The organism is Actinomadura sp. 3N508, assembly GCF_044326375.1.
GTDB lineage: Bacteria > Actinomycetota > Actinomycetes > Streptosporangiales > Streptosporangiaceae > Spirillospora.
Genome location: NZ_JBIRAX010000004.1, coordinates 593,783 through 607,027, shown reverse-complemented (window position 1 = coordinate 607,027; position 13,245 = coordinate 593,783). Strand labels below are relative to the sequence as shown.

The following is a 13,245-nucleotide window of genomic DNA, read 5'->3' as shown; positions in this document are numbered from 1 at the left end:
CGCGTCCAGGAGCGAGTCTTGGAGCGAGTCCATGAGTGCCGATAGCGCGGCGCGTGCCTCGACGCGCCCCGGGGTGTTCGTCCGGATCGCGCGGTTCGCTCAGCGCCGCAAGCTCGCGGCGCTCGGCGCGTGGGTCGCCGTCCTGGCCGGCATCTGGGTGGCCGCGTCGATGACCGGCGACGGCTACCGCGACGACGTGTCGCTGCCGGGAACGCAATCGCAGCACGCGGCCGACCTGATGACCGAGCACGGGTTCGGACGCGCCGGGGACACCCTCCAGATCGTCTTCCACTCCACCGGCGGACTCGGCGAACCCGCCGTCCGGAAGAGGGTCGAGTCGGCGCTCACCGACGTCGATCGTCTGCCGCACATCAGCCGTGTGAGCAGCCCGTACGGGAGCCCGTCCACGGTCTCCCAGGACGGCACCGTCGGCTATGCGACGGCCGTGCTCGATGTCGCGTCCGAGGACATGCCGATCGACGAGGTACAGCGCGTCGTCGACACCGCACAGTCCGCCGAGACGGCCGGCCTGCGGGTCGAGGTGGGTGGTGCGGCGGCCCGGCTGCTGGCCGAAGGGGAGACCGGCACGGCCGAGACGGTCGGGATCCTGGCCGCGCTGGTGATCCTGGTCCTGATGTTCGGCACGGTCGTCGCGGCGAGCCTGCCGATCATCACCGCGCTGTTCGCGGTGGGTTCGGCCGTCGGCGTGATCGTCCTGGCGTCTCACGTGTTCACGATCTCGTCCTACACCCAGTACCTCATGGTGCTCGTGGGGCTGGGCGTCGGCATCGACTACGCCTTGCTGATCTTCGCGCGGTACCGCGGCGAACTCCTCAGCGGCCGGACGCCGGAAGCGGCCGCGAGCACGGCGATCGACTCCGCCGGGCGGACGGTCTTCTTCGCCGGGACGACGGTGATCGTCGCGCTGCTGGGCCTCGTCACCCTCGGACTGGGCTCGGTTCAGGGGTCGGCCCTGGCACTAGCGCTCACGGTGCTCGCGACCATGATCGCGTCGCTGACGCTGCTGCCCGCCCTCCTCGCCCTGGTCGGCGGGCGCTTCGCCCGCCAGTTCACCGCGCGTGCGGCCAAGCGGGCCGCGAAGAAGCCGGGCCGGGCCGAGGGGGCGGCGTGGCGCCGGCTCGCCACCGCCGTCCAGCGGCGTCCCGTCCCGGCGATCGTGCTGGCCGTCCTCGTTCTCGGCGGCCTCGCGGCTCCGGCGCTGCACATGCGGCTGGGCTTCGCCGACGCGGGCAACGATCCGTCCGGCACGACGAGCCGTCAGGCTTACGATCTCCTCGCCGAGGGCTTCGGCCCGGGAGTGAACGGCCCGCTGCTCATCACGGTCGACGGCGGCGACCGCGGCGGCCGCGGAGCCGAGCGGCCAGCGCAGGCGGCGGCGCATGCCCTCGCCGAATCCGAGGGCATCGCCGCCACGACCCCGCCGACGGTCAGCCAGGACGGCTAGGTCGCCACCATCCTCGCCATCCCCGACACGTCGCCGCAGGACGAGCGGACCGCCGAACTCGTCACCACCCTCCGTGAGGACGTCCTCCCCAAGCTGTCGGACCAGACGGGCGCGGGCTTCTTCGTCGGCGGTGCCACCGCGGCCACGCAGGACTACGCCGACAAGGTCGCGCAACGGATGCCGTACTTCATCGCGGTCGTCGTCGGGCTGTCGCTGCTGATCCTGATGGTCATGTTCCGGTCGGTGCTGATCCCGATCAAGGCGGCCGTGCTGAACCTCGTCAGCATCGGAGCCGCGCTCGGCGCGATGACCCTGGTGTTCCAGGAGGGACTGTTCGGCATCGAACCGGCGCCGATCGAGGCGTACATCCCGGTCCTGGTGTTCTCGATCGTCTTCGGGCTCTCGATGGACTACGAGGTGTTCCTCGTCTCCCGGATCCACGAGGAGCGCGAGCGCACCGGCAGCGACGAGAGCGCGGTACGGGAGGGCCTCGCGCACACCGGCGCCGTCATCACCGCCGCCGGGCTGATCATGATCCTCATCTTCGGCGCGTTCATGCTCAGCCACCAGCGGCTCCTGCAGCAGGTCGGGTTCGGCATGGCCGTCGCGATCCTGGTGGACGCCGTCATCATCCGCTGCCTGGTCGTCCCGGCCGCGATGCAGCTCATGGGCCGCTGGGCCTGGTGGATGCCCGCCGCTCTGGCACGCCGGATGCCGAGGCTGAACCTCGAATCACGGCCGCAACCCACGGACACGACCCTCGCGAAGGAGCACGCATCATGACCTTCTCCCGTATCGGCGGCTGGGCCGCGATCGGTTTCGCCGCGATCGGTTTCGCCGCCCTGCTCGTCGGCGGCAACCTCGTCCTCGCCCCGGCAGGCGTTCCCCTCATCGGCGCACCCGACGACGACGTCGCCGACTTCTTCGGCGACCAAGGCGCGATCGTCCGGCTGACCAGCGCGATCGGCCCGTTCGTATGGCTCCTTGCGACCGTGTTCGGCGCCGCGGCGACCGCGGCTCTGTGGCCGATCGAGCGGCGCCGCGACGAGGCGTGGTCGCTCGTCGGTTTCGCCGGCCTCCTCTTGCAGAACACGACGTTCCTCGGTGTCATCGCGACCCGCCTCGCACTGACCGGCACCGCGGCGGACGCGTCCGCGACGAAAGGCCTGTGGTCGTTGAACGAGGCGTTCTTCGCGCTGAACGGCACCTTCCTCGCCACCGCCATGATCGGCCTTTCGCTCGCCGGTCTCCGCACCCGCCTGATCCGCCGATCACACGCGGTCCTGGGCTTCGCGGCCGCCGGACTCCAGTTCGGATCGGCCGTTCTTCTCTCGCTGGCCTTCGACGACCCCGGACCGATCGACCTCCTCGGTCTGGCCGGATGGCTGCTCTGGGTCGCCTGGATCGCGTGGTACGGCATCGTCCTGATCCGCATGCGTGCATCCTCGACGGGTCAGATCCGGACGGCTGAACCGGCCGCGCCATGACCCCGCGATCATCATCGCGAGACCCATCCCAGGCCGCCGTCGTGAGCGCGCCTCGTGCGCCACGCGATCGGTCAGGGCCGGTCCTGGCCACGGTGTCCGTGGCGTTCTTCATGACGATGCTGGACACCACCATCGCCAACATCGCGCTCCCCGACGTCCAGCAACGGCTTGACGCGTCCCTGTCGCAAGCGTTGTGGGTGGTCAACAGCTACACGCTGGTCTTCGCGGTGCTTCTGCTGCCCTTCGGCCGTCTCGGTGACCGATACACCCCCCGGACGGTGTTCCTCGCCGGCCTGGCGATGTTCACACTGGCATCCGCGTTGTGCGGCCTGGCGCAAGACCCCGCTCAGCTCATCGCGGCACGCGCTCTGCAGGGCGCCGGTGCCGCCGTGCTGATGCCTCAAACGCTGACGCTCATCACAACGACGTTTCCGCCCGAGAGGCGAGGCTTCGCGTTCGGCGTGTGGAGCGGTGTCGCCGGGCTGGCGACCATCGCTGGCCCGACCGCCGGAGGGCTTCTGGTGGACGCGCTCACGTGGCGGTCCATCTTCCTCGCCAACATTCCCCTAGGGCTGATCGCACTCGCAGCGGGATACGCCCTCATCCCCGAACGCGCTCCACGCCGAGAACGCGCGACCGGTATCGACCTCGTCGGCATGCTGCTGTCGGCAGGCGGACTATCCCTGACCGTGTTCGCCCTCCTCGAAGGACAACGCCACGACTGGCAGGCACCAACCGTCGCTCTGGGACTCCTCCTGCTAGCGGGCTTCTTGCTACACCAACGCGCAAAGCAGGCCGGTACGCCCCTCCTGCCCTTTGAACTGTTCGGCCGTCAGAACTTCGCGCTGATGAACGCGGTGCTGATGGCCGCCTTGTTCGCGACGGTCGCGCTGCTGCTCACATACACGCTCTACCTGCAATCGGCACGCGACCTGACGCCGGCCGAGGCCGGGCTGATACTCGCGCCACCGGCCGTGGCGACGCTGCTCATCTCGCCCGTCACGGGACGCCTCGCCGACCGCGTCGATCCGCGGCTCGTCTTCCCGCCCGGCCTCGCGCTGTTCGCCACGGGCTTCGTCCTGCTCCTCGCCGCGTCCGGCCAGCACACCGACGTTCTCGCACTCCTGCCGGGAATGATCGTCTGCGGGGTCGGCGCCGGAATGGTGTTCGCGCCCGCGAACGCGCTCGCCATGCGCGACGTCCCGCCCGCGATGGCCGGTGCCGCCTCCGGTGTGATCAGCACCCTGCGCCAGGTCGGAACGCTTCTCGGCGCGGTCGTCGTCGGCGCCGTCCTGCAAGCGGGCGTCAGCGACACCTCGGCGACCGGCCGGTTCGACCACGACGCGATGCCCGCCGCGATCTGGACCGTCGTCGGCGTCCTCGCGATCACCGCGATCACCTCCACCCGCACCCGCCGACCCCAGCCGCCCGTACCGTCCGAAGGGCAACTCTCATGACCAGCAGGCGAAACCTCCTCGGCCTCGGCCTGGCCGCCACAGCCGCGCCCGTCCTCACCCCACTGGGGCCCGGACGCGCCGCGCGAGCCGACCGCTCACCAACTCGGCAAACCTTCCCCCGATACGTGCGTCTACCGTCCGACCAGGCCTCCGACGCGCAGGCCGCCTACGAATGGTGGTACGTCGTCGGCCACGTCACCACCGGACGGCGATGGTTCGGCCGCCCTGTCCGGCCCCATGCGGGCCATGCGCCTCACCGCGCGCCTGCCCGACGCGCACATCGAGATGACGCTGCGCCATTCCGGCCCGGTGCTGTACCCCGGCGGCACCGGCCTCATTCCCTTCGCGGACGGTCACAGCCACTACTACTCGCTACCGTCACTGACGACGCGCGGAACCCTCACCATCGACGGCCACCCGCATCGGGTGCACGGCACGTCCTGGCTCGACAGGCAATGGGGCACCTGGCACTGGGAGAGCATCCAGCGCTGGACATGGATGGCCGTCCACCTCGACGACGGCGACCGCCTCAACGTCTGGGACCTGGTGCAGGACGGAGAAGACCAGGCATACGCCACCATCGTCGATCCCGACGGCCACCACACGGTCGCTTCGATCGTTCCCCTCGCCGAATACGCCCGCGACTTCTGGACAAGTCCAGTGACCGGCCAGACCTACCCGACACGCTGGCGCGTCGAAATCCCTGGCCGAAACACCCGTCTCGACGTCCGCTCGCTCGTCACCGACCAGGAACTCGACGTGCCCTACCCCGGCCAACCCCGCGGCCTCTACGAGGCCGAATGCGCAGTGACCGGCACCAGCGCCGGTAAACGAACCACCGGCCGCGCCTACGTCGAGCTATACGGAGACTGGAAAGCCCGACCTTCCACCTAGAACCCAGACACGACGGCTCCTTGCTGCCGCGAATGCCGATGTGGCCGTAGTCTCGACCTCCACATGGTTCACGAACAACCTCTCGCGCATGTGCGTGACACTGCCGAGGCGATTCTCGATCGCCTCGGCAGTGACGCACGCACTCACGTCGACATCACAGAAGTTGCCCCCTACGGAACCGAGGACATGCCCGGCGCCGATCGCTTGATCCTGGAGTTGCACTCACTCTCCCATGTCCGGATCACGCTCAGCGAAAGCGGCCGAAAGAATATTGGGTACGCTCTGTACCCTCTTGGTGTTTCAGAGCCTGACGCGGTCGTCGCGTTGGCTTCGCATATTCAGGATTACATCATGGAGATTGGTTCAGGCCGGCCAGCTCCTGCTTGCCCGAACCATCAGCATCCAATGATGGCTGAAGCCGTCGATGAAATGGCTGTCTGGCGCTGCCCACACGACGCGGCCAACAACGTCGAACCGATTCTTGGCTCTTCACACGACCACAGCTGATAACAAAGGGTTCTAGTTTCCGGCTCGCAAGGTGCGTGCCGTGCGGTAGGCGGCCCACTCAAGCGCGGCCGACTCCATGGCCTTGGTCCACGACGACTGATCGTGCCCGGCGATCTCGGTCCAGAGGTTTGCACTGCCGCCGCGAAAGCCGCCACGGCATCAGGCGGGGCGACCGACCATGCCGGGAGCGGGCTCACGACCTCTTCGGCCTGTGCGGCGCCGTGCCCGTCGGCCATGAGCCGCAGAATCAGGCAGGCCGGGTCCACCCATCCAGCGCCCCTGGTCGGCCAGGCCCAGTCGATCAGAACGCCGCGCCCGTCGATGATGATGACCCAACAATTACTTTGGGTGACGGTGAGCTGCTCCTGGTCGCTTCCGGGTGTGGCGAGATGAGTGCATTCACGAAGGCGAGCACTTCGAGATGATCCGTCACGCAAACGCCTGCTCCCTCATATTCTCGGATGCTTTCGCCTGGCCCGAAATGTCATGATGTCGCAGTGGAAAGCTTTCGGTGTGCGTGGTGCGGGAACACGCTGAGCATCCCGATCCGGTTGGTGGAGCTGACGGCGGGGCCGCACTGGACGCTCCTGGATTGCCATCACGTGAACCCGCCGCGCCTCGACCCCGGCACCTATGCGATCGACGAGGCCGCGTATGGCCCTGATCAGGTCGTCGGCACCTTCGTCCTCTCACCCGGCGACGTACGCGGGACACGCTTCGTCCATGACCTTGTTCACACGGGCTGCTGGTCCGTGGTGGGGTGGCCCCCGTGTGTGGCTTGTGAAAGCTGCGGCTCCTTGGTCGCCTCTCGGACGGATGACTGCGAGGACGCTCAGGAGACGCGCTTTTACCCAGCGATGGTCATCCGGGAGCCGTGTGACGATGAGCCTGAGCGCGCGGATCCTTTTGCGCTGATCGCCGACTGGGATAGCCCCGCGCCCGACACCAGACGACACCGCTGGCTGCCCGAGCCGACCCGCCCTCGTCCCGAACTCGTTGCGACCCGCTGGGGCGGCCGAGGTGTGAAAGAGGATCTCTTTCGAGACGATCCGCCGGCCTGACCAGGCGGCGGAAAACCCGCCCTTCCATGTGGACCTGGACGCTGGGGTGGTGCGCATTTCGCCGTGGGCATGGTGGCCTTGCGGCCGGTCGCGATCAGGTCGAAGTAGCGCCTGTAGAGGCCCATTTCGTGGACGCGGATGATCATGAATCCGGGGTTGCCGGTGGGTGGCGAGAGATTCGGAAGGCGCCTGCGCTGTAGAACTTCCGGTCGATGGCGTCGTGGGGAAGGGCGTATCGCATCTCCTCGGCCCGGACGCAGACCTGCCACAACTGCTGGGCGGACAGGCGCCGGACCTCCCAGACGAGCGCCGCCACATCGGCTGCAGCCGGGTCCTCGGGAGGAGATCCATCCGGCAATGGGATGCCGATGATCGCGGCCAGATCCCCGGCGGGTATGTCGATCACAGTGGACAGGTCGGCCAGCCTTTCGGGGGTCAGTTCGACCCTGGCCTGTCCGATCATCACGACCGTCACCGCGGACACGTACATGCGGCCGTTGGAGCAGAGCGCAAGCACCTTCGCCGCTGCCCCGGCGTCCAGGTTCCGGTTCGCGTACAGCATGTTCGCGACCATGGCTCCGAATCCCGCCTTACGCGGGTCGAACCATTTGTACGGGACGTATGGTTGCCGTCGCGGGTCGTGCGGCAATTCTCGCACCAGCCGGTGCAGCTCGGCTCGCTGGTCCGCCGGAAGGCAGAGCGCATAGTTCACCAGGTGGGAGACGTACCATCTTGCGGACGCGTCCAGGGGAGCCAGGTAATCCGGCACCTTCTGGCCCGCCATCGCGAACAGATCCGCAGCGTGCAGGCCCAACGCCGGAGCCAGCGCCACGAGCAGTTCAGGGCCGGGCCGCAGGCCGCCAATGACATCTCGCAGCTCAGCCTCGGAGACACCGGCGGCCCGCGACAACGAACCGACATCCGACTGCCGATGGTCGAGCAGCCGTCCCAGAAGCACACCAAATGGGGGGAACTTCACTACATCAGGCTATGGCCCAGGCGATTGAGAAGGGCGGCGAAGCACTCGCGTGTGAGCGTGAGATGGACGGCGGTTGGGTCCCTGCTGTCGCGGACGCCGATTTGACCGTCCAACTCGGCGACCTCGACGCACTCGCCTTCGTTGCCGCCGCTGTGGCTGCTCTTGCTCCAGCGGGTTGGGGCGTTCATGGCTTCGACGTCAGGTGAGCGAGGAGGGCAGCGAAGCCCTGGCGGCTGAGGGTGAGGTGTCCGGCGCCGGGGGTTTTGCTATCGCGGATGGCGATGCGCTCGTTGAGGTCGGCGACTTCTACGCATTCGTTTTCGTGAGCACCGCTGTAGGTGCTCTTGCGCCAGCGGGCGTGGGACGGCTTGGGGGCGTTCATGATTGTGACGCTATCTCCTCAATGAGGATCAGCGAAGCCGATCTGCTCAGGGATGCTGAGAGCAGCAATCCGAAGATATCCTCATGAGTCGCGACCTCGGCCTCGTCCTCCAGGAAGATGCTCTTGGTGAGCTGGTCGTAGACGGACACGGTCAGCCGCCCAGGTGGGCGCAGAGACACAAGGTGATACGGCGTAATGAGCCCGAGGTACTCGCTGGCCGTGCTGGGCAGAACGCGGAGTTCCACGTGATTGAGTCGGGCGGCTTCGGCCAGCCGTCGAACCTGTGCCCGCAAGATCGCGGGATCGCCGCCGACCTGGTTGTGGAGGACGGCCTCCGCGATGATCGGTGTGTAATGGGGCGGTTCGGAGCGGCTTAGCACGCGCTGGCGCGATAGTCGGAAGTCGACAAGCGTCTTGATGGCGTGCGGCCGTTTGGCGTTGCCGATTGTGATGATCCTTCGGGCGTAGTCCGGGATCTGGAGGAGTCCTGGGACGACGCTGGATTGGAAGGTGCGAATCTCGGCGGCGTCCTCCTCCAGGCTGGCAAGGTCAAGGGCGGCAGCCGAGATTCTGTCTTCGTAGGCCCGTTCCCATGACCCGAGTTTGTGGGTGGCTAGGTGGATGAGGGATTCGCGGAGGGGGCCGTTCTCGATGTTGTAGAAGTCGAGGAGGGCGCTGAGTTCGTCGGGGGCGATGGTCTGTAGGCCGTTTTCGACCATGCTCAGCCAGCCCTGGGAGCGGCCGAAGCGGCCGGCGGCGGTGGCGACGGTCAGGTTGTGGTGGTCGCGGGCTTTGCGGAGCGCCGAGCCGATCCGGCGCTGGCGAACGGTGGGGGCGTTCCCGGAAGGCATCTCTCCAGGGTGTCACCGAGTGTGGTTGCTCGTACATGCATTGAACGTTCAGTCGGGGAACGTTCAGGGCGGGGGACACGAGCACTTCGGGCGACGAATCTGGCGGGCGTTTCCGAATCGAAGGGAGGCGCCGAATGGGAGCGCCCGAGATGAGTTGGACCCGGACCGGCGAGGACGGGGCGGTGGTTGGGTGGCGGGGTGTGTCGTGGGTGTGATGAGCGGTGGGCTTGTCGTGGTCGGGACGCTCACGCTTCCGGGTGTGCGACGGTCCGTCGCGCATGCTCGGCGGTTCCTCCGGGACATGCTGCCGCAGGCCCACCCGCTGCTGGACGACCTCGTGACGGTCGGGAGCGAGACCTTCTCCAACGCGATCACCCACACGGACTCGGGAAAGGGCGGCCGGGTGACGATCAGCCTGCTGGCCGGGCGGGGCGTCTACCGGCTGGAGGTCTCCGACGACGGTGCGGGTGGCAAGCGTCCCCACCTCAAGGCCGAGACCCTTGCCGAGGGCGGACGCGGGCTGCGGGTCGTCGAGGCCCTCACGGAGAGGTGGGGATTCCGGGCGGACGGGCCCCGCACCGTCGTGTGGGCGGAATTCCGGGTGGGGGAGAACTCGTCCGGAAACTCCGACAGGGGGTTGTCGCGGGCCTCCAAGACGCTGGTCTCAGCAGCGTTTGAAGGAGGAAATCGATGACTGTTCCCGCGTTCAACACCGTCACGTGGTTCCAGGTCGGCACCCACGCGCCCGACGAGGCCAGGCGCTTCTACGGTGACATGTTCGGCTGGAAGTTCGCGCTCGACCCGGACGCGGACGGCTACGACCTGGTCACCTACCCGGGCGCAGACGCGCCGAGCGGCGGGATCTCGCACGAGCCCGACGCGTCCCGCAACCACGCGATGTTCCTGGTCATGGTCGAGGACGTCGAGGCCATGTGCGCGCAGACGGAGAAGAACGGCGGCAAGGTCGCGGAGCCGACCATGACCACGGTCAACGGTCTCAAGTTCGCCTACCTGGAGGACCCCACGGGCAACCGGTTCGGCGTGTTCACGCCGCCACCCGCCTCCTGACCCCCGGACGCGGAAAGGGCCCCGAGAAACCTCGGGGCCCTTCTGCGTGTGATCGCGGCCTACACCTCCGCGATCACCTCAGGCGTCGCCGCCCGTGTTGCTCTCGGCGCTTCCGGCGCCGCCCGCGAAGACGTCGCCGACGTCCGCGTTGAGCTGGTAGCGCTGGATGGCCTGCTGGAGCGTCTCCGGCTTGACCTCGCCGTGCCGGGCCAGCCGGGTCAGGACCGCGAGGACGATCGATGCCGCGTCCACGTGGAAGAACCGGCGGGCGGCGGCGCGGGTGTCGGAGAAGCCGAAGCCGTCCGTGCCGAGCGAGGTGAAGTCCGAGTGGACCCACGGGGCGATCTGGTCGGGGACGGCCCGCATGAAGTCCGACACCGCGACGATCGGCCCGGCGACGTTGTCGAGCCTCCGGGTGACGTACGGGACGCGCTGGTCGGAGTCCGGGTTCAGCATGTTCCACTCGTCGCAGTCGCGGGCCTCGCGGGCCAGCTCGTTCCACGAGGTGGCCGACCACACGTCCGCCGCGACGCCCCAGTCTTCGGCGAGGAGGCGCTGCGCCTCCAACGCCCAGCGGCCGCCGACGCCGGACGCGAGGATCTGCGCGCGCGGGGCCTCGCCGTTGCCCGAGGTGACCTCCGGGGCGGTCTTGTACCGGTACAGGCCCTTGAGGAGGCCGTCGACGTCGAGGTCTTCCGGCTCCACCGGCTGCTGGTATGGCTCGTTGTAGATGGTGAGGTAGTAGAAGATGTCCTCGCCGTTGGGGTGGTCCTCGGACGTCCCGTACATGCGGCGCAGCGCGTCCTGGACGATGTACGCCAGCTCGAACGCCCACGTCGGGTCGTAGTGGACGCATGCCGGGTTCGTCGCGGCTAGCAGCGGGGAGTGCCCGTCGGCGTGCTGCAGGCCCTCACCGGTGAGGGTGGTGCGTCCGGCGGTGGCGCCGAGGAGGAACCCGCGGCCCATCTGGTCGCCGAGCGCCCACATCTGGTCGCCGGTCCGCTGGAACCCGAACATCGAGTAGAAGATGTAGACCGGGATCATGTGCTCGCCGTGCGTGGCGTATGCCGTGCCCGCGGCGATGGTCGAGGCCATGGATCCGGCCTCGCTGATGCCTTCGTGCAGCATCTGGCCGCTCTCCGACTCCTTGTAGGAGAGCAGGAGCTTGCGGTCGACGGCCTCGTACGTCTGCCCGTGCGGCGAGTAGATCTTGGACGTGGGGAACAGCGAGTCCATGCCGAACGTGCGGTACTCGTCCGGGGCGATCGGGACGAACCGGGCGCCGATGTTCTCGTCCTTGATCAGGTCCTTGAGCAGCCGGACGAACGCCATCGTCGTCGCGACGTTCTGCTTGCCGGAGCCCTTCTTCATCTCGGCGTAGACCGGGTCGCCGGGGAGTTTGAGCGGCTTGGCCCGTACTACTCGTTTAGGTACGAAACCGCCGAGGGCGGCGCGGCGCTCGCGCATGTACTGGATCTCGTCGGAGTCCTCGCCCGGGTGGTAGTAGGGCGGGAGGGGCGCTTCCAGGGCGGAGTCGGGGATGTCCAGGTAGAGGCGGTCCCGGAACTCCTTCAGCTCGGCCTTGGTGAGCTTCTTCATCTGGTGGGTGGCGTTGCGGGCCTCGAAGTCGGAGCCGAGCGTCCAGCCCTTGATCGTGTGCGCGAGGATCACGGTCGGCTGCCCGACGTGCTCGCGGGCCGCCTTGAACGCCGCGTACACCTTGCGGTAGTCGTGCCCGCCGCGCGACAGCTTGCGCAGCTCGTCGTCCGACAGATGCTGGACGATCTTGCGCAGCCGCGGGTCGGCGCCGAAGAACTTCTCCCGGATGTACTCGCCGGACTCGACGCTGAACGTCTGGAACTGGCCGTCGGGCGTGGTGTTCATCTGGTTGACGAGGACGCCGTCGACGTCCTGGGCGAGCAGCGGGTCCCAGTCGCGGCCCCAGATGACCTTGATGACGTTCCAGCCCGCGCCCCGGAAGAACGACTCCAGCTCCTGGATGATCTTCCCGTTGCCGCGTACCGGGCCGTCCAGCTGCTGGAGGTTGCAGTTGACGACGAAGGTGAGGTTGTCGAGCTCCTCGCGGGCGGCGAGGCCGATCGCGCCCAGCGACTCCGGCTCGGACATCTCGCCGTCGCCGAGGAACGCCCACACGTGCGACCGCGACGTGTCCTTGATCTTGCGGTTGTAGAGGTAGCGGTTGAACCGGGCCTGGTAGACCGAGTCGATCGCCGTCAGGCCCATCGAGACGGTCGGGAACTCCCAGAAGTCGGGCATGAGGCGCGGGTGCGGGTACGACGACAGCCCGCCGCCCGGATGCGAGTGCTCCTGCCGGAACCCGTCGAGCTTGTCGCCCGGGAGCCGTCCCTCCAGGTAGGCGCGGGCGTAGATGCCCGGCGAGGCGTGCCCCTGGATGAACACCTGGTCGCCGGACTCGCCGTGGTCCTTGCCGCGGAAGAAGTGGTTGAAGCCGACCTCGTAGAGGGAGGCGGCGGAGGCGTAGGTGGCGATGTGCCCGCCGACGCCGATGTCGGGCCGGTTCGCCCGCGACACCATGATCGCGGCGTTCCACCGGATGTAGGCGCGGATGCGCCGCTCGACGTGCTCGTCGCCGGGGAACCAGGGCTCGTGCTCCGGCGGGATCGTGTTGATGAAGTCGGTACTGCGCAGGCTGGGCACGCCTACCTGCAGCTCGCGGGCCCGTTCCAGGAGCCGCAGCATCACGTAGCGCGCCCTGCCGCGGCCCTCGGTCTTGATGACCGTGTCCAGCGACTCCAGCCACTCCCGGGTCTCGTCCGGGTTGATGTCGGGCAGCTGGCTCGGCAGCCCGTCGCTGATGATCGAAAAGCGTTGACGTCCGGAAGCCACGGGGTCCCCTCTGTCCTTACCGTCTTTGCTGGTGGGACCGGCCGCCGCAGTGCGGCGGGCCGCCGGTCCCAGGCCGACTGTTCGTCGCCTCGGTATCTGATCCATCGTCGCCGCTAATGATGGCTAACGCATCTCTACCAGACGGTAACCATTCTCCCCGGCGGATCCGGGTACCCACCGTCGCGGCGCCCGGTTTTTCCCGGATCGGGAAAGATTCCCCTCGACG

At 68.0% G+C, this 13,245-nt stretch carries 14 protein-coding genes; 9 read left to right on the top strand and 5 right to left on the bottom strand.

Going from position 1 to position 13,245, the window contains the following annotated elements; translation table 11 throughout:
• Positions 1 to 31: 31 nt before the first annotated feature.
• The 7 genes from ACH34S_RS18310 (at position 32) to ACH34S_RS18280 (ending at position 6,871) form a co-directional block, all read left to right on the top strand.
• The gene (locus ACH34S_RS18310; protein ID WP_395953856.1) at positions 32 to 1,465 is read left to right on the top strand and encodes an MMPL family transporter; all 1,434 of its coding nucleotides are present in this window, start codon (positions 32 to 34) and stop codon (positions 1,463 to 1,465) included.
• A 9-nt stretch (positions 1,466 to 1,474) separates the two neighbouring features.
• Entirely contained in the window at positions 1,475 to 2,248 is a 774-nt protein-coding gene (locus ACH34S_RS18305; protein ID WP_395953980.1) for an MMPL family transporter, read from the top strand.
• Complete coding sequence (locus ACH34S_RS18300) at positions 2,245 to 2,952, top strand: hypothetical protein (RefSeq protein WP_395953855.1); 708 nt, start codon at positions 2,245 to 2,247, stop codon at positions 2,950 to 2,952. Before ACH34S_RS18305 ends, ACH34S_RS18300 begins: the two co-directional genes overlap by 4 nt.
• Complete coding sequence (locus tag ACH34S_RS18295; RefSeq protein WP_395953854.1) at positions 2,949 to 4,409, top strand: MFS transporter; 1,461 nt, start codon at positions 2,949 to 2,951, stop codon at positions 4,407 to 4,409. Before ACH34S_RS18300 ends, ACH34S_RS18295 begins: the two co-directional genes overlap by 4 nt.
• A 246-nt stretch (positions 4,410 to 4,655) precedes the next feature.
• Positions 4,656 to 5,303, top strand: coding sequence for a lipocalin family protein (locus ACH34S_RS18290; protein ID WP_395953853.1), 648 nt, complete (start codon positions 4,656 to 4,658; stop codon positions 5,301 to 5,303).
• A gap of 63 nt (positions 5,304 to 5,366) precedes the next feature.
• A complete protein-coding gene (locus tag ACH34S_RS18285; RefSeq protein ID WP_395953852.1) occupies positions 5,367 to 5,810 on the top strand; it encodes a hypothetical protein in 444 nt (147 codons plus the stop codon).
• A 554-nt stretch (positions 5,811 to 6,364) separates the two neighbouring features.
• Entirely contained in the window at positions 6,365 to 6,871 is a 507-nt protein-coding gene (locus ACH34S_RS18280; RefSeq protein ID WP_395953850.1) for a hypothetical protein, read from the top strand.
• A gap of 142 nt (positions 6,872 to 7,013) precedes the next feature.
• Here ACH34S_RS18280 and ACH34S_RS18275 read toward each other — a convergent pair whose 3' ends face one another.
• From ACH34S_RS18275 to ACH34S_RS18260, 4 genes are read right to left on the bottom strand one after another with little or no spacing between them, the layout of a single operon-like run.
• The gene (locus ACH34S_RS18275; RefSeq protein ID WP_395953849.1) at positions 7,014 to 7,850 is read right to left on the bottom strand and encodes a hypothetical protein; all 837 of its coding nucleotides are present in this window, start codon (positions 7,848 to 7,850) and stop codon (positions 7,014 to 7,016) included.
• Complete coding sequence (locus tag ACH34S_RS18270) at positions 7,850 to 8,038, bottom strand: DUF397 domain-containing protein (protein ID WP_395953848.1); 189 nt, start codon at positions 8,036 to 8,038, stop codon at positions 7,850 to 7,852. The genes ACH34S_RS18275 and ACH34S_RS18270 overlap by 1 nt, the downstream gene beginning before the upstream one ends.
• On the bottom strand, positions 8,035 to 8,232 hold the full coding sequence (locus ACH34S_RS18265; protein WP_395953847.1) for a DUF397 domain-containing protein: 198 nt from the start codon (positions 8,230 to 8,232) through the stop codon (positions 8,035 to 8,037). Before ACH34S_RS18265 ends, ACH34S_RS18270 begins: the two co-directional genes overlap by 4 nt.
• On the bottom strand, positions 8,229 to 9,083 hold the full coding sequence (locus tag ACH34S_RS18260) for a helix-turn-helix domain-containing protein (RefSeq protein ID WP_395953846.1): 855 nt from the start codon (positions 9,081 to 9,083) through the stop codon (positions 8,229 to 8,231). The genes ACH34S_RS18265 and ACH34S_RS18260 overlap by 4 nt, the downstream gene beginning before the upstream one ends.
• 214 nt (positions 9,084 to 9,297) lie before the next feature.
• Between ACH34S_RS18260 and ACH34S_RS18255 the strand changes: the two genes are divergently transcribed.
• The gene (locus ACH34S_RS18255; RefSeq protein WP_395953845.1) at positions 9,298 to 9,777 is read left to right on the top strand and encodes an ATP-binding protein; all 480 of its coding nucleotides are present in this window, start codon (positions 9,298 to 9,300) and stop codon (positions 9,775 to 9,777) included.
• Positions 9,774 to 10,151, top strand: a complete 378-nt coding sequence (locus ACH34S_RS18250; protein ID WP_395953844.1) for a VOC family protein — start codon at positions 9,774 to 9,776, stop codon at positions 10,149 to 10,151. Before ACH34S_RS18255 ends, ACH34S_RS18250 begins: the two co-directional genes overlap by 4 nt.
• A gap of 78 nt (positions 10,152 to 10,229) precedes the next feature.
• On the opposite strand, the gene aceE is transcribed toward ACH34S_RS18250, so the two are convergent.
• The gene (gene aceE / locus ACH34S_RS18245) at positions 10,230 to 13,019 is read right to left on the bottom strand and encodes a pyruvate dehydrogenase (acetyl-transferring), homodimeric type (protein ID WP_395953843.1); all 2,790 of its coding nucleotides are present in this window, start codon (positions 13,017 to 13,019) and stop codon (positions 10,230 to 10,232) included.
• Positions 13,020 to 13,245 lie beyond the last annotated feature (226 nt).